Here is a 16,226-nt window from a genome sequence, read left to right as displayed (position 1 = left end):
AGTTTGCTGGCGACAATAGCAAGAGTGAACCACCTGATCCCTTCCCGAACTCAGAAGTGAAACCTCTTCGCGCTGATGGTAGTGTGGCACTTGCCATGTGAGAGTAAGTCATCGCCAGCTTTTAAATACGAAAACCTCCCAACTCATGTTGGGAGGTTTTTTTGTTATATACTTTTATTTATTTAAGATGTTCTCAATATGGTTTGGATAGTGGTACAAACATTTTCTTTTCCTTATGAAGCACAAATTGCAAAAACGCAGTTAGAGGCGGCTGAGATTCCTGCTCAAATTGAAAATGAGCACATGATTAATATGAATTGGCTTTACTCTAATGCATTAGGTGGCGTTCGTTTATTGGTACCTGAAGTTTATGCAGATGAGGCAAAATTGATTCTTGCACAAGATTTTAGTGCTGAGCTAGAGCAAAGATTTGGTGTAAATGAAGAATTTTGTCCAAACTGTGGCAGTAAAAATATCGAAGCTTATATAAAAGGGAAGAAACCAGCTTATATCGTTTTCTTGTTGATTGGTTTTCCATTATTTTTTTATAAACACGGAAATAAATGTAAGCAATGCCAGTATTTTTGGAGTTAAGTCATTTTCGGTTATAATTTATTAGTAAATCTATTTAGCATTAATAAATCATTTAGAGAATGAAAATGGCCAAGAAAAAACAATTAGATGCTGAGCACACAGCTGCTCTATTGATAATCTTAAAAAAACGTTTTGAACAAAACATGCATCGCCATCAAGGAGCCGATTGGGTAGAAGTAGAAAATAGATTAAAGCAACAACCAGAAAAGTTATGGTCACTCAATCAAATGGAAGATACAGGTGGAGAACCTGATGTGGTCATCTTGGAAACTAAATCAAAAGAGATTGTATTTTGTGATTTTGCGGTAGAAGCTCCGAAGGGGCGTAGAAGCTTATGTTATGACCGCAAAGCTTTAGAGTCTCGAAAAGAGCACAAGCCTGAAAGTAATGCTATCGATATTGCTGAAATGATAGGGATTGAATTATTGACGGAAGAGCAATATAAACAACTACAATCGATTGAAAATTTTGATTTAAAAACCTCTAGTTGGGTGAAAACACCAGAGGATATTCGTGCATTGGGTGGTGCTATTTTTTGTGATAGCCGCTATGGCCGAGTATTTACCTACCATAACGGAGCACAATCTTATTATGCAACTCGCGGATTTCGTGGTCTATTAAAAATCTAAAAATTCTTAGTGTGAAATACCTTCTATAAAGAAACTTAAAGTTTTAGGTTAGGGCTATTTTTTATCTTTTAATTGTGCCAAGCGCTTGCTTGGTTTTGGTGATTTTGATACCTTAGTGCTCATATAAATATTCGAAAACGATGATCAATAATTGCTAGGAAGCACAGTATGCAACTTAATCCGATGTACTATAATGAACAACATCAAGCTTTTGCTGATAATGTCCGTCGATTTGTACAAAAAGAAATGGCACCCTTTGTAAATGAATGGGATGAGGCAGAAACCTTTCCAAGAGAGCTTTATAAAAAAGCAGCAGAGATTGGTTTGCTCGGTCTAGGCTTTGGTGAAGAATATGGTGGTATTCCTGATGCTGATCCATTTTATTCTTTATTGGCTGGTGTTGAGATGGCGAAAGCAGGATCGGGAGGTGTACATATTTCGTTGATGGTGCATACCATTGGTGCTCCTCCAATTCAGCATTTTGGTAGTGAAGAATTAAAAGCCAAAGTGTTGCCTGGCATTATCTCAGGAGAAAAGATTTCTGCTTTAGCAATCACTGAGCCTGGTGGTGGTTCTGATGTAGCGGCACTCCAGACAAAAGCGATTCGTGACGGCGATGATTATATTGTTACTGGTGAGAAGACTTTTATCACCTCTGGTATCCGTGCGGATTACTATACGGTTGCTGTGAGAACGGACCCATCTAAAACTGGGGCAGAAGGCATTTCAATGCTATTGATTGATGCGCATAGCGAGGGTATTACCAAAACACCATTAAAGAAAATGGGATGGTGGGCATCGGATACGGCACATTTACATTTTGATCAAGTGCGTGTGCCTGCATCGAACTTGCTGGGTAAGGAAAACTCTGGTTTTAAAGTGATTATGAATAACTTTAATATGGAGCGTTTTTTCTTGGGCGTGGTTGCTTATGGTTATGCACAGGTTTGTTATGAAGAGGCTCTGGATTGGGCGCAACAGCGTAAAACATTTGGTAAGCGTTTGATCGATCATCAAGTGGTTCGTCATAAGTTGGTCGACATGGCAACCCAATTGACTACCACGCGCGCCTTACTTGAAGAAACAGCTTGGAAAATGAGGCAACCACAGTTACAAGGTCCAGAGCTAGTCGCTCAAATCTCGATGTTAAAGAACGTAGCAACTCGCACCATGCAGTTCTGTGCTGATGCTGCTGTCCAGACATTAGGTGGTATGGGCTTTATGCGAGGAACTAAGTCTGAACGTATTTACCGTGAAGTGAAGGTGAATATGATTGGTGGTGGAGCAGAAGAAATTATGAAGGATTTGATTAGTAAGCAGTTGGGTTATTAATTTATTTTCTTCGCGAACGGCAGAGGATAGAATAAATACATTTTTCAAGTTTTGATGTGTTTATTCTAATTCTTTTGACTTCTACTATTACGTTCAGCATGAATTCTATCTCGTTGCTTTTCATCTCGTTCTAATTCAATTTCATATTTTTCTTTTAAAGCATTTGCTTTAGTAGACTGTTGATGAATTAGTATTAACTTTTTTTCTAGGTCTCGTTGAGAGTTGGATGTATAGTCGGAATTTGTATTAGGAAGAATTGATATCATTTGTTTTGCTGAGATAAGGTCTGTCTCCCATTCTTGAATCCATTTTTTTAATCCGCCTGAACGCAGTTGCCCAATTGCTGATGATATTGCTTCACGTGATCTTTTTGCTTTTGTTAATAACTCTGGTAAGTCATTCACGGTTAAAATTAATTGAGTTTCAGCTTTTTTTAATTCAAGCCTTAGATCCAAAGATTTAATCTTTGAAAGACGTTGTAAGCTAATATAGCCCATTATTGAGCCAGCTATTCCAGTAATAGCACCGACGATTACAGTCAATGTTTCAATATCGATCATCTAATATGAACCTAACATTTAATATAACTACTCTATTGGTAATTCTTTTAAATACATAATATATGATTTACGTTTTAAGTGGCAAAGGTTCTACCCACTGTTCATTTATAATCGCACACCGCTCATGATCTTTCCATTCCACCCACTCGAAGATACTGTCGAGAGAATCCCTCTTTCACAAAACCAGCTATTGAAACTAGCCGAATAGAGACTTGATTCTCGGGTTGAATATTGGCTTCTAAGCGATGTAGATTGAGTATTTGAAATGCTTCTTTTAGAATAAGTTGAAGACCAATCCGCATATATCCATGACCTACATAAGGATAAAAGGCTTCATAACCTAAATAAGCTGAATGAAAGTGACCTCGAATAATATTCGAGATATTAAAGGTTCCTACAATTGCATGGTTTTCAGTTAAGCAGACAAAATAACGATGTTCTTGTTGTAGGTATTGTTCAAAATCTGTAGGAGAATAAGTCCACGGTTGATGTAGATGAATGCTATTTGGGTAGGCTTGTTTGATTTCAGCTAAATCGCTGGGTTGAGGCTTACGTAAATAAATATTTTTCATTTTATTCATATTGCTTTAGTTCATTTTCTAATTCTTCTTTTAAATCGAGAGGATCTATAATCCAAACGGTTGTTCCTAGATTAGGTAACACGCCTACTTTTAGACCATCATTATTTAAATTTGGAAGCCATGTTTCAATAAAGGTATCCAACCCTATTCGAGATGGTTTAAGCGATGGGTAAATTTCATAAAAAGCTGATGCATAGTCAGCATGAGGCCATACAGGTAAGTATTCTAGATGCTGTTGTGGCGTAATAATAAGAAAATTCTCATTGTTGTCTTCTAATATCCAGAGCTCCTCCCAATCACATACTTTTGAAATAAAGTGTTCATAACGTTGTTTGCTTGTTAATGCAAATACATTTTCTAGTTGTTTGGGATGCATTCGATAACTCATTTCAAAGCCATTTCCCAGACCATTTCTGTCAATTCATCAATCTTTACTTTGCCTTCTGGTCTGTACCACGTCACTGTCCAAGAAATCGAACCGCCGACCAAACGACGCCAGATAAAAGCATCATGTTTGACCTTGCCTTGAGTGCGTAATTTTTCGATGACATCGAGCCAAACTTGCTCATACTCATTCCGCATTTTCAAAAGATAATCTTGTTTTTCTTTAGATAAAGCGAACCATTCATGTACCAATACTGCCATTGCAGCACCTGTATCACCTGTAATTGAAATCAACTCAGCTTTGATTAAATCACGTAATTGTTGTTCTGGATCATTTGAGCGTTCAGCCGCTTCTTTTAGACGAGCAAAGTTATAAATGATGGTTTGCTCCATCACTGTCGCTAAAATTTCGTCTTTACTTTTGAAGTGATGGAATAGGCTGCCCGATTGAATACCAATAAATTCACCGAGTTGGCGGACGGTAGTTTTGTCATAACCTTGTTTATAAAACAAATAAGCGGCACCAAGCAGCAAACGTCCACGAGGGCTGTCGTCAAAACAAACAATTTTGGGTATTTGCTCAATTGAGGTTGCGATCATGCCAGTTCGTTATCCCGTTAAATCTAAGTGTATTGTAACAAAATTCATTTCATGAATTGTCTTATCTTTTTATAACAAGCATTTGCTTCTAAAAGTCTATTTTTGCCAATACAGCATATCATTATGCACTTTACAAACCAAGCACTTGCTTGGTAATGTTAAGGTGTTTCTGAAATAACAATGAGAAAGCTCATGACAAGTGTCAAACAGGATGACCAAAAAGTAGTAAAAATTGGCTGTGCTTCAGGCTTTTGGGGAGATACCAATACCGCTGCTTTCCAATTGGTGCACCTTAGTGATATTAACTATTTAGTCTTTGATTATCTGTCTGAAATCACCATGTCGATTATGGCAAAAGCGATGATGACTGATCCAAGTCATGGTTATGCGTTGGATTTTGTTAGTCGGGTGATGTCTCCTTTAATCAATAAAATTGCTGAGAAAAAAATTAAAGTCATTAGCAATGCTGGTGGCGTCAATCCATTGGCATGTCGTGATGCCTTACAAAAAATTATTGATGAGAAAGGCTTAGATCTAAAAGTTGCGGTGGTACTTGGTGATGATGTGTTGCCAAAACATGCTGAATTATTAAAACAAAATGTGCAAGAAATGTTTAATGGCGAGCCTTTGCCAGCCCATGTCGCTAGTAGTAATGCTTATCTAGGTGCAGTTGCGATTCGTGATGCTTTGGATATGGGCGCGGATATCGTGATTACGGGGCGTGTGGTGGATTCGGCTGTTGTTCTGGCTCCTTTGCTACATGAGTACAAATGGTCGTTGGATGATTATGACAAGCTTGCACAAGGTTGTTTAGCTGGACATGTAATTGAATGCGGTGCGCAATGTACAGGCGGTAATTTTACCGATTGGCGTTTGGTTGAAGGCTTTGACAACATGGGCTTTCCAATTGTTGAAGTCAGTGCCGATGCTTCATTCATTGTGACTAAACCACAGGGAACTGGTGGTTTAGTGTCGACCGCTACGGTTGCCGAACAGATTGTTTATGAGATTGGCGATCCTCAAGCTTATTATTTACCTGATGTGACCACAGATTTTAGCCAAGCTCATTTAGAGCAAGTCGGCGAGCATCGCGTAAAAGTGACTGGTGCGACAGGACGAGCGCCTACACCACAATATAAAGTCAGTGCGACTTATGCGGATGGTTATCGTGTCTTGGTTAGTTTCCTTATTGCTGGACGCGAAGCACCTGAAAAAGCGCAAGTGATTGCGGATGCGATCATCAATAAATGTGAACGTGTCCTCGCATTGCGTTCAGTACCGCCATTTAGTGAAAAATCTGTCGAAATTCTAGGGGTTGAAAGTACTTATGGCGCACACGCCAAAGTCAAAGATAGTCGTGAAGTGGTGGTGAAGATTGCAGTTAAGCATATGTTTAAAGAAGCTTGTATGTTCTTTGCATCTGAGATTGCTCAAGCATCGACCGGTATGGCACCTGCTTTGGCAGGCATTGTAGGCGGGCGTCCTAAAGCATCGGCAGTGGTCAAATTATTCTCTTTCCTGATTGATAAAGATCAAATCAATGTTGAAGTGGACTTTGCAGGACAGCGTCATCCTGTGCAGATTCCAACAGGTTCAGTAACACAAGATTTTGTTCCCCATTCAGTTGGTGAGGTCGCAACTTATCAAGGCGATGAGATTGAGGTGCCTTTAATTGATGTTGCTCATGCACGTAGCGGTGATAAAGGTAACCATAGCAATATTGGTGTGATTGCACGTAAAGCGGAATATTTACCTTGGATTCGAGCTGCATTGACTGAGGGCAGTGTTGCCGAATATATGCAGCATGTTTTAGATCCTGAAAAATCCAAGGTGATTCGTTATGAGTTACCTGCGATGAATGCATTGAATTTTATGTTGGAAAATGCGCTAGGTGGCGGCGGAATTGCCAGTTTACGTATTGATCCACAAGGCAAGGCATTTGCGCAGCAATTATTGGATATGCCAGTGAAAATCCCAACAAAGTTGTTAGAAAAATAAAGTAAAGGATGTAGAGCAAAATGAGTTATCAATCAATTTTTAGAACCGATGCATTTGCCGATAAAGTAATTATCGTCACAGGCGGTGGTTCAGGTATTGGGCGCTGTACAGCACATGAGCTGGCATCTTTGGGTGCGCAAGTCGTGATCACAGGGCGCAAAATTGAAAAGCTGGAAAAAGTTAGCCAAGAAATCATAGAGGACGGTGGCAAAGTCCATTTTATCGTCTGTGATAACCGTGATGAAGAACAAGTCAAAAGCATGATAGCCGAAGTGATTGAAAAACTTGGCAAGCTGAGTGGTCTAGTGAATAACGCTGGTGGCCAGTTTCCTTCTTCACTCGAAAGTATTTCTGCCAATGGCTTTGATGCTGTGGTCCGTAACAATCTGCACTCTACATTCTACTTAATGCGTGAAGCTTATAATCAATGGATGGCAAAGCATGGTGGCAGTATCGTCAACATGACCGCAGATATGTGGGGCGGTATGCCGGGTATGGGGCATTCAGGGGCGGCACGTTCAGGGGTAGATAACCTAACCAAAACGGCTTCGGTGGAATGGGGTAAATCAGGCGTACGTGTTAATGCAGTTGCACCAGGTTGGATTATCTCCTCTGGCATGGATAACTACAGCGGTGACTTTGCCAAAGTCATTATTCCAAGTTTGGCAAGCAACGTTCCTTTAAAACGTATGGGGACGGAATCTGAAATTTCTTCAGCGATTTGTTATTTACTTTCTGATGCAGCGGCTTTTGTTTCAGGGGTGACTTTACGTATTGACGGTGCAGCTTCACAAGGTACGCGCATGTACCCATTGGCGGATGCCACCAACAATGAAGCATTTAATGGTTTCCACCGTGCATTTATTCCAGATATTTTTAAAAATACAGATGGAGAATAAATGATGACTATTCTTCAATCTGAAATCGCTGTAGGTAGTGAGCAATACGAGCAAAACCGTGAAGCGTTATTAAGTCAGCTTGCAGAAGTTCGTGCTGTACAGCAAAAAAGCATTGATAAATCGTATGCTGCAAAACCGAAGTTTGACAAGAAAGGCAAAATCTTGCCGCATGAACGTGTACGTTTATTGCTTGATGCTGATTCACCATTTGTCGAGCTGTGTGGCTTAGTCGGCTACAACATGCATGATGATAAAGATGGTTCTGAAGCTGGTGGTGGCATCATTGCTGGGATCGGCTTTGTGAGTGGTGTCCGCGCTTTAGTCTCTGCCAGTAATAGTGCCATCAAAGGCGGCACCATGTCACCAATGGGTGTTCAGAAAACCTTACGTTTGCAAAAAATCGCGCTTGAACAAAAGTTACCGATGGTGACCTTGACTGAAAGTGGTGGGGCAAACTTAAATTATGCCGCAGAAGTATTTACCTATGGTGGGATGACCTTTGCCAATCAAGCACGATTATCTGCAACAGGTATTCCGCAAGTCGCAGTCGTACATGGCAATGCGACCGCAGGTGGTGCATACCAACCGGGTTTGTCTGACTATGTGATCGCGGTGCGCAAACAGACTGAAATGCTGTTGGCAGGTCCACCTTTATTACTCGCTGCAACAGGCGAAGTGGCAACTGCCGAAGAATTGGGTGGTGCAGAAATGCATACCCAAGTGTCAGGGGTAGCGGAGTATCTTGCTGAAAATGATGCCGATGGTATTCGTTTGGCACGAGAAATTTTTGAGCATTTGAACTGGAAAGAACAAACCACACGTCTCGATCAAGAATACAAAAAACCTCGTTATTCAGCAGAAGAGCTGCTAGGTATCATCCCACAAGATCCAAAACAACCTTTCGATATGAAAGAGATTGTGGCTCGCATTATTGATGATTCTGATTTTCTGGAGTTTAAACAAGAATACGATGCTTTAACGGTATGTGGTTGGGCAAAAATGGGTGGGGTGCATATTGGTATCATTACCAATAATGGTCCGATTACACCCCAAGGTGCAGTCAAAGCGGCACAGTTTATTCATCTCTGTGAGCAGACCCAACGTCCACTTTTATTTTTGCACAACACTACAGGTTTTATGGTTGGAACAGATGCGGAACAGAACGGCATCATTAAGCATGGTTCCAAATTGATTCAGGCCGTTGCCAATGCCACTGTGCCTAAAATTTCGATCATTGTTGCTGGCTCTTATGGTGCAGGTAACTATGCAATGTGCGGACGCAGTCTTTCACCGAGCTTTATTTTTGCGTGGCCAAACTCACATGTGGCAGTGATGGGATCAGCACAGGCAGGCAAGGTATTGCGTATCGTTGCTGAGGGTAAGCAAAAAGCTTCTGGAATGGAGCCGAATCCGCAGATGTTGGATTTCCTCGAGCAAAGTACTGCCATGAAACTTGAGCAGCAGTCGACTGCCTTATTCAACACTGCAATGCTGCATGATGATGGCATTATCGATCCAAGAGATACGCGTAAGGTCCTGATCTTTTTATTGCAAACCATATATGAAGCACAGCAACGTGAGTTGAATCCAACTCGATTTGGTGTATCGAGATTTTAAGAAATCTCCCCTGAGGACAACGTTCCGCAAGTCAGGAGGGATTTATGAATATTAAATTTAAGGAAAAAAACAATGAAATTTACCGCAGAGCATGATGCCTTACGTCGCACTACACGCCAGTTTGTAGAAAATGAATTGAATCCATTTATTCCAGAGTGGGAGGAAGCAGGACGTTTTCCAATTCATGATGTATTTAAAAAAATGGGGAATTTGGGTTTATTAGGCATCTGTAAACCTGAAGAAAATGGTGGTTTGGGCTTAGATTATTCTTATAACCTTGTAGTGGCGGAAGAGTTAGGCCGTGCTGCATGTGGCGGTGTGCCGCTTGCGATTGGTGTGCAAACCGATATGGCAACGCCTGCGCTAGCTCGCTTTGGTAGTAAGGAACTTCGAGATGAATTTCTCAATCCAGCCATTCTTGGTGAATATGTCGCCGCGATTGCTGTTTCAGAAGTACATGCAGGTTCTGATGTCGCTGCGATTAAAACCACAGCCAAAAAAGATGGTGATGACTATGTGATCAATGGCAGCAAAATGTGGATTACTAACTCGCTCCAAGCGGATTTCTTTTGTCTACTTGCCAACACATCTGATGACAAACCACATGTCAATAAATCGATGATCATTGTACCTGCCAAGACCGCAGGGATCAGTTTTTCAGAGCCACTCAATAAGTTAGGAATGCGTTCGACCACAACCGCCCAAGTTTATTTTGACAATGTGCGCGTACCGCAGCGTAATCTCGTTGGTGCGGAAGGCATGGGCTTTATGATGCAAATGATGCAGTTTCAAGAAGAGCGTATGTGGGCCTGTGCCAATGCGGTCGGTGGTATGGAAAAAGTGATTCAGCAAACCATTGATTATGCGAAAGAGCGGACGACGTTTGGTCAGCCATTGATTAATAATCAATATGTGCATTTTCGTTTTGCAGAGCTGATGACTGAAGTTGAAGCATTGCGAGCACTGACGAATCAAGCCTGTGAACAACATATTGTAGGGGAAAATGTCACCATGTTGGCATCAATGGCAAAACTCAAAGCAGGGCGTTTAAGCCGTGAAGTAGCAGATAGCTGCCTGCAATATTGGGGGGGGAATGGTTTCATGTGGGATAACCCAGCATCGCAATTGTTCCGTGATGGGCGTTTAGGCTCGATTGGTGGTGGTGCGGATGAGATTATGCTGGGGATCATTTGTAAACTCATGGATATCTTGCCGAAGAAACAGAAGAACTAGGAGAAGAATGATGACACTTTCAGCTTCTCTTGCGCGTTTAGATGTCGATGACAGCATTCAACTTGAACAAGAAGGCAGTATTTTAACGCTTTGGCTGAATCGTCCTGAGAGTCGTAATGCCATGAGTTTAAATATGGTCAATGCTATTCAACAGGTCTTTGCGCATATCTCTGATGATGCTTCGATTCGCGCCGTGATTCTGCGCGGTAAAGGTGGTCACTTCTGTGCAGGAGGTGACATTAAGGATATGGCGGCACTTCGTGCAGAAGCTGCCAATGCAGGTAGCTTACAGCCTTATGTTGATTTTAATCGCCGCTTTGGTGCCATGATTGAATATGTGGATCAAGCACCGCAAACTGTGGTGGTCGTGCTTGAGGGTGCAATATTGGGCGGTGGTTTTGGTTTGGCTTGTGTCTCTGATATTGCGATTAGCCGTAATGATGCCCAATTTGGTTTGCCCGAAACAGGGCTAGGCATATTGCCTGCGCAAATTGCACCTTTTGTGGTGAAACGTATTGGTTTGACTCAAGCACGTCGTTTGGCATTATTGGGTTTACGTTTTAACGGTGAGGCCGCATTAACGTACGGGGTGGTGCATCAGGTCGCTCAAGATGATGCCGAGCTAGAACAACAGCTTGCTGAAACGATCCAACTGATTAAGCGTGCTGCACCATTGGCCTCTCGTGCTACTAAAGCCTTATTACATCGCACTTTAAATGAACCTTTAACTGTACTTTTGGATGATGCTGCACAGCAGTTTGCACAAGCGGTCAGTGGTGCAGAAGGCCAAGAGGGCACGATGGCATTTATTCAAAAACGTTTGCCAAATTGGACGTGAACAGTGAAATAGCAAAGCATCGCTTTGCCACTGTGCAAGCGAAAAGCTATGCTTTGAGGAACATAAAATGAAATTTTCAAAAGTATTAGTGGCCAACCGTGGCGAAATTGCAGTGCGGGTGATGGAAACGGCTAAAGCAATGGGCTATCAAACCGTTGCTGTATATTCCGATGCTGACGCCAATGCCCGACATGTTCAGGTTGCAGACGAAGCTGTGTATATCGGTGCATCTAAAGTTTCAGAATCTTATCTGTCGATTGCCAATATTATTGAAGCGTGCCAAAAGACAGGTGCTGATGCGGTCCATCCAGGATATGGTTTTTTGTCAGAAAATACTGACTTTGCACAAGCCTGCAGTGATCATGGTATTACCTTTATTGGTCCGAATGCCGCAGCAATTCATTTGATGGGTAGCAAGCGATTATCCAAAATTGCCATGATTGAGGCAGGTGTGCCGTGTGTACCGGGTTATGAAGGTGACCAACAGGATATTGAATACCTTGCTGAACAGGCAGAAAAAATCGGTTTCCCTTTAATGGTGAAAGCATCGGCTGGTGGTGGTGGGCGCGGTATGCGTTTGGTACACCAAGCTGTTGACGTATTGGAAGCTTTGAAAACTGCACGTTCTGAAGCTGAAAATGCTTTTGGTTCAGGTGAGCTGATTATTGAAAAAGCGGTCATCGCACCTCGCCATGTTGAGATACAAGTGTTTGGGGATAAGCATGGTCATTATGTGTATTTGTTCGAACGTGATTGTTCGATTCAACGCCGTCATCAAAAGGTGGTTGAAGAAGCACCGTGTCCAGTCATGACCCCTGAATTACGCCAAAAAATGGGTGAGGCTGCGGTTGCTGCGGCCAAAGCTTGCGATTACATCGGTGCGGGTACGGTAGAATTTCTCCTTGATCAATCAGGCGAGTTTTATTTCTTGGAAATGAACACGCGTTTGCAAGTTGAACACCCCGTGACAGAAATGATTACAGGGCTTGATTTGGTTGAATGGCAATTACGAGTCGCCAATGGTGAAACTTTACCATTACAGCAACATGAACTGACCTTAAATGGTCATGCGATCGAAGTACGTTTGTATGCTGAAGATCCGCGTCAGGATTTTTTACCGCAAACAGGCAAAGTGTTACGTTGGCAACCTGCGGAGTTGCCGAATGTCCGTATTGATCATGGCATGTTGGAGCAAGGTGAAATTAGCCCATTCTATGACCCGATGGTGGCTAAAGTGATTGCCTATGGCAAAACACGTCAGGATGCAATTCGCCTACTGGCAAGAGCGGTCGATGATTGCGTGCTTTTGGGAGTGAATAGTAATAAACAATTCCTGTCTAATTTGTTACGTCATCCGATTATTGTCGCTGGGGATACCAATACTGCATTTATCCAGCAGCATTTTCAGGATGATGTGAGTCTGCATCAACAAGTGTTAGAGCTTGAAACTTTGGCTGTTGCTGCCGCATTATTTACTCAACAAAATCAGTCCAATCAAGCGTGGCAAACCGGCGTTTCAGTTCCGTTCCCATTAAGATTGAAATATGCTGACCAGCAACTATTGTTGCATGTTCAGTCAAATCATCATCAAGTCACGGTTCAACTATGCGACCAACATGCTACGGTTGATTTGATCGATATTGTTGACGGGACAATTGTCTATCAAGCCAATGGTATACGCCGTAAGCTGAATTATGTTTTGGATCAGAATCAACTGTATTTAGATGCAGGCAATGGCAACATTGTGATTGAAAATAGCACCTATGCAGCGCCTGAAGCCGCAGAGGTTATTGGTGATGGCAAAATCCGTGCACCTATGGATGGTGCAATCGTTAATCTTTTGGTCAATGTCGGTGATACGGTGAGCAAAGGGCAGACCTTATTGGTGTTGGAAGCAATGAAGATTCAGCAACAAATCAAGTCTGATGTTGATGGGGTTGTTGATGAGTTAATTGGCCAAGTCGGACAACAAGTGAAAAAACGGCAATTACTGTTAAATGTTTCGATTGCCTAATCCATATTGAATAAAAAGCTAGGTCAATCGACCTAGCTTTTTAATAAGGCGAATACAGGTGCTAATGAGCCTGTAGTATTTCCTTTTAATTCCTGTGTCGCAAATTCTGCTAAAGCTTGTTCATGCGCCAGTAAATATTTTAGAAAATCTTGGGTATCGGCATCTGCATGTTGATTCATGCGTTCAAAGGTCGCCATAAATGGTTTTGTCCCTTGTTTGAGTAAGCGCATCGCGAGCTTCCAAGGGAGCTTTGCCATTACAATACCCGATGCTTTGGCCTGTAGTTTGATATGAGGTCGAATCGAGGCAGTTCTCCCTTGTTCTTTTAAAAACAGTTGGAGTTTTTGCAGTGTTTGGGTTTCCAGTTGCGCCAATATCTGCCATTTGTGTTGTTGGTCAACTGAACGCGAGTACTTGGCTGCATTGAGAAAAATCAATTCACCCAATATTTCCGATTCAAGTGCAATATTGAGATCTTGTTGATAATTTGGATAAGTCATTCCTTTGATTTCCATAAAAAATTAAGCGTGATTGTGCAAGGTGAATGTCTGTCTATGAATCAGTATAAGTAAAAAATCCCAGCGATGAAATAGTGACCATCCCGATCAATGGGATGGTACTTATTTTATGGGAACATGGTTGATCTTAATGTTTCTAGGCGCTGTTGATACTGTTGCTGCCACTCGGCCTCGGAGAGCTGATTTTTCAACGGTTGCATGTCTTGTTGTAATTGTTGTAATGCTTGCTGGTATTGATTCACTTGTTGCTGTTGTTGTATTTCACGTTGATCTCGACGTTGAATGTCTTGTCGTTCCTGTTCCGTGAGATAACGTTGCTGCAAGATCTGTTTTAAACGTTCAGTCTCGGCAGAATTGTTGTGGTTTTGATTGAGTAATTCAATGGATTGTTCGTACAGTCCAATTTTGCTTTGTTGTTGAGTTGCATCTGGATATCGATGTTGCAATTCCCCGAAAGCTTTTAAACGTTGTTCTGCATTCAGATCTTTATTTTGCTTAATCTCTGCATAAGCAAATTTGTAATCCGCATAATTACGCTCTTGCCCAAAACCGAGCATCGCTTCAGCTTTTCCAAGCGTTTGTTCTCTTAATTTCCATAACGCATTGAAACGTTCTTGCGGAGATAAAGATGTTGAAAGCACTGTACTTTGCATGTGCTGTTCATATTGCGGCATACGTTTTAATAAATTTTCAACCAAATGCGCAAATTCTTGGTCAGGATAATCTGCCAATGCTTTTGCTAAAGCCGCATTACAGTCTTGTACATGACAATTCGCTTTAAAGTCATTCAAAAATTGAGTGATATTTCCAGGTTGCTTCTGAAGCACTTGTAATTGTCTCAATAAGGATTCTTGAAAAAGCTCATCTGTGGTTTTATTCTGCATAGTCTCATCTGTCGAATGCATTGTTGAATCATCAGAGATTGGCATGGTTTGGCTTTGTTGGATTGCAGCGGAAGAGGCGCTGCTCTTCCAGACTACAATTCCGACCAAGACCAGTAAAACAATAACGATTGTCAGTAATAGTCTTTTATTCATCCACAGTATTCCGTTTATGGATTGTAGTTAAAATGTCCCATCACAGGGAAATGGTCAGAAAGATCCCATGTCATAAACAGTGGGTCTGCGGTAGAACGTAAAATACGAACATCATTACGCGATTGAATCGGTTGGCGATGTGTATTTGAAGAAACCACATAATCCAAATATTCAACTGTTGTGCCACCTGAACCTGCTGCACCAGCCAGTTTGTTAATACGAGGATCAAATGTAGATTCGGTATAACCTGTGCTGACGGGTGATGTCGCATTTAGGTTGGTAAGCATGTCTTGATAATCTTGCGGCCATAACAGCTTGTTGACATTAAAGTCTCCGCCCATCAATACAGCATCAAAACTTGGGATATTTTGTTGGTTGATTAACTGACGAATTTGCTGGAATTGAACTTGACGTAGGGCGCGCGCTTCGGTGGTATCAAACGATGCGGTATGCGTTGAGGTCACATGATAGGCTTTACCATTTTTGATAATTTCGGCATACAACACGCCTTTATCCGCAAAACAATCTGTCCCTGTACAATCTGGATAAATCTGTTGTGCTGTTTTCACAATAGGATAACGACTGACGATCACGAGACCACTATCAAATAAGTTATAACCTGAACCGACTGGGATATGTGTTTGATATGGATATTGTTGTGCCAGTTGATTCAACATCCCTGTACGAGAAGATGCAAATGCTTCTTGCATTAAAATCACATCATAACCATTTAAATGATTTGGAAGTTCTGCTAAACGCTCACTAATTTGACTTGCAACCATGGGCAGAGCGTAAATGTTATAGGACAGTACTTTTAATTCATCTGCACTGCTGGAGATCGCTTCTTGGACAGTATTTTGATGGATGGTGTAATGAAAATCATCATAACCGCCAGTATATACGGCTTTAACCGCAGCCTGTGCCGATAAGCCTGCATAAGTGGTATTGATGCGATGAACATTGCGATCAGTATACCAAGGTGATGTAGTAGATGCCGTTTGGATGCCGTGCTTGATGGTGCTGCCAGACCAAGTACCTGTCATCGATTGTTTGAATGTTACTTGTGAGCTTCCACTCGAAACAATCGTATCAAAATTATAAGTCTGTCCAGATTTTAATCCTGAATAACGATTCATTCGTAGCACACGCTTGGTTTCATAAGGCGCAATTTGAGTTGCTTCTTGTGCCCACTGGTTTCCTTGTTCTAATGTTTGACTACCAGTATGGTTGACTTGTATTGATACAGTTTCAGGTGTGGTATTGGTAATGAACACATAAGAATCTGCCAGTGTATCTTGCATGGCAAAAGTACCTATCAGTAGTGTTGTTGCTACACTGAATTTAATATTTTTCAGCCCCATTTAATGTTTCTCCTTGTTGATAGTGCATTGC

The 16,226-nt window shown here is 41.6% G+C and carries 15 protein-coding genes, 1 rRNA gene and 1 pseudogene; 10 read left to right on the top strand and 7 right to left on the bottom strand.

The window, feature by feature from the left end; translation table 11 throughout:
• Window positions 1-5 precede the first annotated feature (5 nt).
• From rrf to EAH57_RS14730, 4 genes are all read left to right on the top strand, one after another.
• A 5S ribosomal RNA gene (gene rrf, locus EAH57_RS14745) occupies window positions 6-120 on the top strand.
• A 78-nt stretch (window positions 121-198) separates the two neighbouring features.
• The gene (locus EAH57_RS14740) at window positions 199-594 is read left to right on the top strand and encodes a DUF2007 domain-containing protein (RefSeq protein WP_121930703.1); all 396 of its coding nucleotides are present in this window, start codon (window positions 199-201) and stop codon (window positions 592-594) included.
• A gap of 65 nt (window positions 595-659) precedes the next feature.
• Window positions 660-1,223, top strand: coding sequence for a DUF4256 domain-containing protein (locus EAH57_RS14735; RefSeq protein WP_121930702.1), 564 nt, complete (start codon window positions 660-662; stop codon window positions 1,221-1,223).
• Between the two features lie 168 nt (window positions 1,224-1,391).
• Window positions 1,392-2,555: an acyl-CoA dehydrogenase family protein gene (locus tag EAH57_RS14730; protein WP_121930701.1), complete on the top strand. Its 1,164-nt coding sequence runs from the start codon at window positions 1,392-1,394 to the stop codon at window positions 2,553-2,555.
• A gap of 65 nt (window positions 2,556-2,620) precedes the next feature.
• Here the strand turns inward: EAH57_RS14730 and EAH57_RS14725 are convergent, their stop codons facing one another.
• The 4 genes and pseudogenes from EAH57_RS14725 to EAH57_RS14710 all read right to left on the bottom strand — a co-directional run bounded on the left by EAH57_RS14725 (window position 2,621) and on the right by EAH57_RS14710 (window position 4,680).
• A complete protein-coding gene (locus EAH57_RS14725) occupies window positions 2,621-3,115 on the bottom strand; it encodes a hypothetical protein (protein WP_121930700.1) in 495 nt (164 codons plus the stop codon).
• Window positions 3,116-3,182: 67 nt separating this feature from the next.
• Window positions 3,183-3,687: pseudogene (locus EAH57_RS14720) on the bottom strand (GNAT family N-acetyltransferase).
• Between the two features lies 1 nt (window position 3,688).
• Complete coding sequence (locus EAH57_RS14715) at window positions 3,689-4,084, bottom strand: DUF2750 domain-containing protein (protein WP_228200052.1); 396 nt, start codon at window positions 4,082-4,084, stop codon at window positions 3,689-3,691.
• Window positions 4,081-4,680, bottom strand: coding sequence for a TetR/AcrR family transcriptional regulator (locus EAH57_RS14710; RefSeq protein WP_005195197.1), 600 nt, complete (start codon window positions 4,678-4,680; stop codon window positions 4,081-4,083). Before EAH57_RS14710 ends, EAH57_RS14715 begins: the two co-directional genes overlap by 4 nt.
• Window positions 4,681-4,872: 192 nt before the next feature.
• On the opposite strand from EAH57_RS14710, the gene EAH57_RS14705 reads away from it, so the two are divergent.
• The 6 genes from EAH57_RS14705 (at window position 4,873) to EAH57_RS14680 (ending at window position 13,279) form a co-directional block, all read left to right on the top strand.
• Window positions 4,873-6,678 (top strand): acyclic terpene utilization AtuA family protein, encoded by a 1,806-nt coding sequence (locus tag EAH57_RS14705; protein WP_121930698.1) that lies wholly within the window; start codon window positions 4,873-4,875, stop codon window positions 6,676-6,678.
• A 20-nt stretch (window positions 6,679-6,698) separates the two neighbouring features.
• Entirely contained in the window at window positions 6,699-7,577 is an 879-nt protein-coding gene (locus EAH57_RS14700; RefSeq protein ID WP_121930697.1) for an SDR family oxidoreductase, read from the top strand.
• Window positions 7,578-7,580: 3 nt separating this feature from the next.
• The gene (locus EAH57_RS14695) at window positions 7,581-9,194 is read left to right on the top strand and encodes an acyl-CoA carboxylase subunit beta (RefSeq protein WP_121930708.1); all 1,614 of its coding nucleotides are present in this window, start codon (window positions 7,581-7,583) and stop codon (window positions 9,192-9,194) included.
• A 72-nt stretch (window positions 9,195-9,266) separates the two neighbouring features.
• Window positions 9,267-10,427 carry an acyl-CoA dehydrogenase family protein gene (locus EAH57_RS14690; protein ID WP_121930696.1) on the top strand — a complete coding sequence of 387 codons (1,161 nt, stop codon included), beginning with the start codon at window positions 9,267-9,269 and terminating at the stop codon, window positions 10,425-10,427.
• 10 nt (window positions 10,428-10,437) lie between these two features.
• Window positions 10,438-11,265, top strand: coding sequence for an enoyl-CoA hydratase/isomerase family protein (locus EAH57_RS14685; protein WP_121930695.1), 828 nt, complete (start codon window positions 10,438-10,440; stop codon window positions 11,263-11,265).
• A gap of 67 nt (window positions 11,266-11,332) precedes the next feature.
• Window positions 11,333-13,279 (top strand): acetyl/propionyl/methylcrotonyl-CoA carboxylase subunit alpha, encoded by a 1,947-nt coding sequence (locus tag EAH57_RS14680; RefSeq protein ID WP_121930694.1) that lies wholly within the window; start codon window positions 11,333-11,335, stop codon window positions 13,277-13,279.
• 32 nt (window positions 13,280-13,311) lie between these two features.
• Here the strand turns inward: EAH57_RS14680 and EAH57_RS14675 are convergent, their stop codons facing one another.
• The 3 genes from EAH57_RS14675 to EAH57_RS14665 form a co-directional block, all read right to left on the bottom strand.
• Window positions 13,312-13,779, bottom strand: coding sequence for a hypothetical protein (locus EAH57_RS14675; protein ID WP_121930693.1), 468 nt, complete (start codon window positions 13,777-13,779; stop codon window positions 13,312-13,314).
• A 125-nt stretch (window positions 13,780-13,904) separates the two neighbouring features.
• Window positions 13,905-14,834: a lipase secretion chaperone gene (locus EAH57_RS14670; RefSeq protein ID WP_121930692.1), complete on the bottom strand. Its 930-nt coding sequence runs from the start codon at window positions 14,832-14,834 to the stop codon at window positions 13,905-13,907.
• Window positions 14,835-14,848: 14 nt separating this feature from the next.
• Window positions 14,849-16,195 (bottom strand): sphingomyelin phosphodiesterase, encoded by a 1,347-nt coding sequence (locus EAH57_RS14665; protein WP_121930691.1) that lies wholly within the window; start codon window positions 16,193-16,195, stop codon window positions 14,849-14,851.
• Between the last annotated feature and the right edge of the window lie 31 nt (window positions 16,196-16,226).

Source organism: Acinetobacter sp. 2JN-4, assembly GCF_003687745.1.
In the GTDB taxonomy this organism is placed as follows: Bacteria; Pseudomonadota; Gammaproteobacteria; order Pseudomonadales; family Moraxellaceae; genus Acinetobacter; species Acinetobacter halotolerans.
This window is presented reverse-complemented; position numbering and strand designations above follow the sequence as displayed.

Excerpts from the sequence above, each read along its gene's own strand:
- EAH57_RS14735 (WP_121930702.1), top strand. The coding sequence starts at position 660 with ATGGCCAAGAAAAAACAATTAGATGCTGAGCACACAGCTGCTCTATTG.
- EAH57_RS14685 (WP_121930695.1), top strand. The coding sequence starts at position 10,438 with ATGACACTTTCAGCTTCTCTTGCGCGTTTAGATGTCGATGACAGCATT.
- EAH57_RS14700 (WP_121930697.1), top strand. The coding sequence starts at position 6,699 with ATGAGTTATCAATCAATTTTTAGAACCGATGCATTTGCCGATAAAGTA.
- EAH57_RS14710 (WP_005195197.1), bottom strand. The coding sequence starts at position 4,680 with ATGATCGCAACCTCAATTGAGCAAATACCCAAAATTGTTTGTTTTGAC.
- EAH57_RS14695 (WP_121930708.1), top strand. The coding sequence starts at position 7,581 with ATGACTATTCTTCAATCTGAAATCGCTGTAGGTAGTGAGCAATACGAG.
- EAH57_RS14740 (WP_121930703.1), top strand. The coding sequence starts at position 199 with ATGGTTTGGATAGTGGTACAAACATTTTCTTTTCCTTATGAAGCACAA.
- EAH57_RS14675 (WP_121930693.1), bottom strand. The coding sequence starts at position 13,779 with ATGACTTATCCAAATTATCAACAAGATCTCAATATTGCACTTGAATCG.
- EAH57_RS14670 (WP_121930692.1), bottom strand. The coding sequence starts at position 14,834 with ATGAATAAAAGACTATTACTGACAATCGTTATTGTTTTACTGGTCTTG.
- EAH57_RS14715 (WP_228200052.1), bottom strand. The coding sequence starts at position 4,084 with ATGAGTTATCGAATGCATCCCAAACAACTAGAAAATGTATTTGCATTA.
- EAH57_RS14730 (WP_121930701.1), top strand. The coding sequence starts at position 1,392 with ATGCAACTTAATCCGATGTACTATAATGAACAACATCAAGCTTTTGCT.
- EAH57_RS14665 (WP_121930691.1), bottom strand. The coding sequence starts at position 16,195 with ATGGGGCTGAAAAATATTAAATTCAGTGTAGCAACAACACTACTGATA.
- EAH57_RS14690 (WP_121930696.1), top strand. The coding sequence starts at position 9,267 with ATGAAATTTACCGCAGAGCATGATGCCTTACGTCGCACTACACGCCAG.
- EAH57_RS14705 (WP_121930698.1), top strand. The coding sequence starts at position 4,873 with ATGACAAGTGTCAAACAGGATGACCAAAAAGTAGTAAAAATTGGCTGT.
- EAH57_RS14680 (WP_121930694.1), top strand. The coding sequence starts at position 11,333 with ATGAAATTTTCAAAAGTATTAGTGGCCAACCGTGGCGAAATTGCAGTG.
- EAH57_RS14725 (WP_121930700.1), bottom strand. The coding sequence starts at position 3,115 with ATGATCGATATTGAAACATTGACTGTAATCGTCGGTGCTATTACTGGA.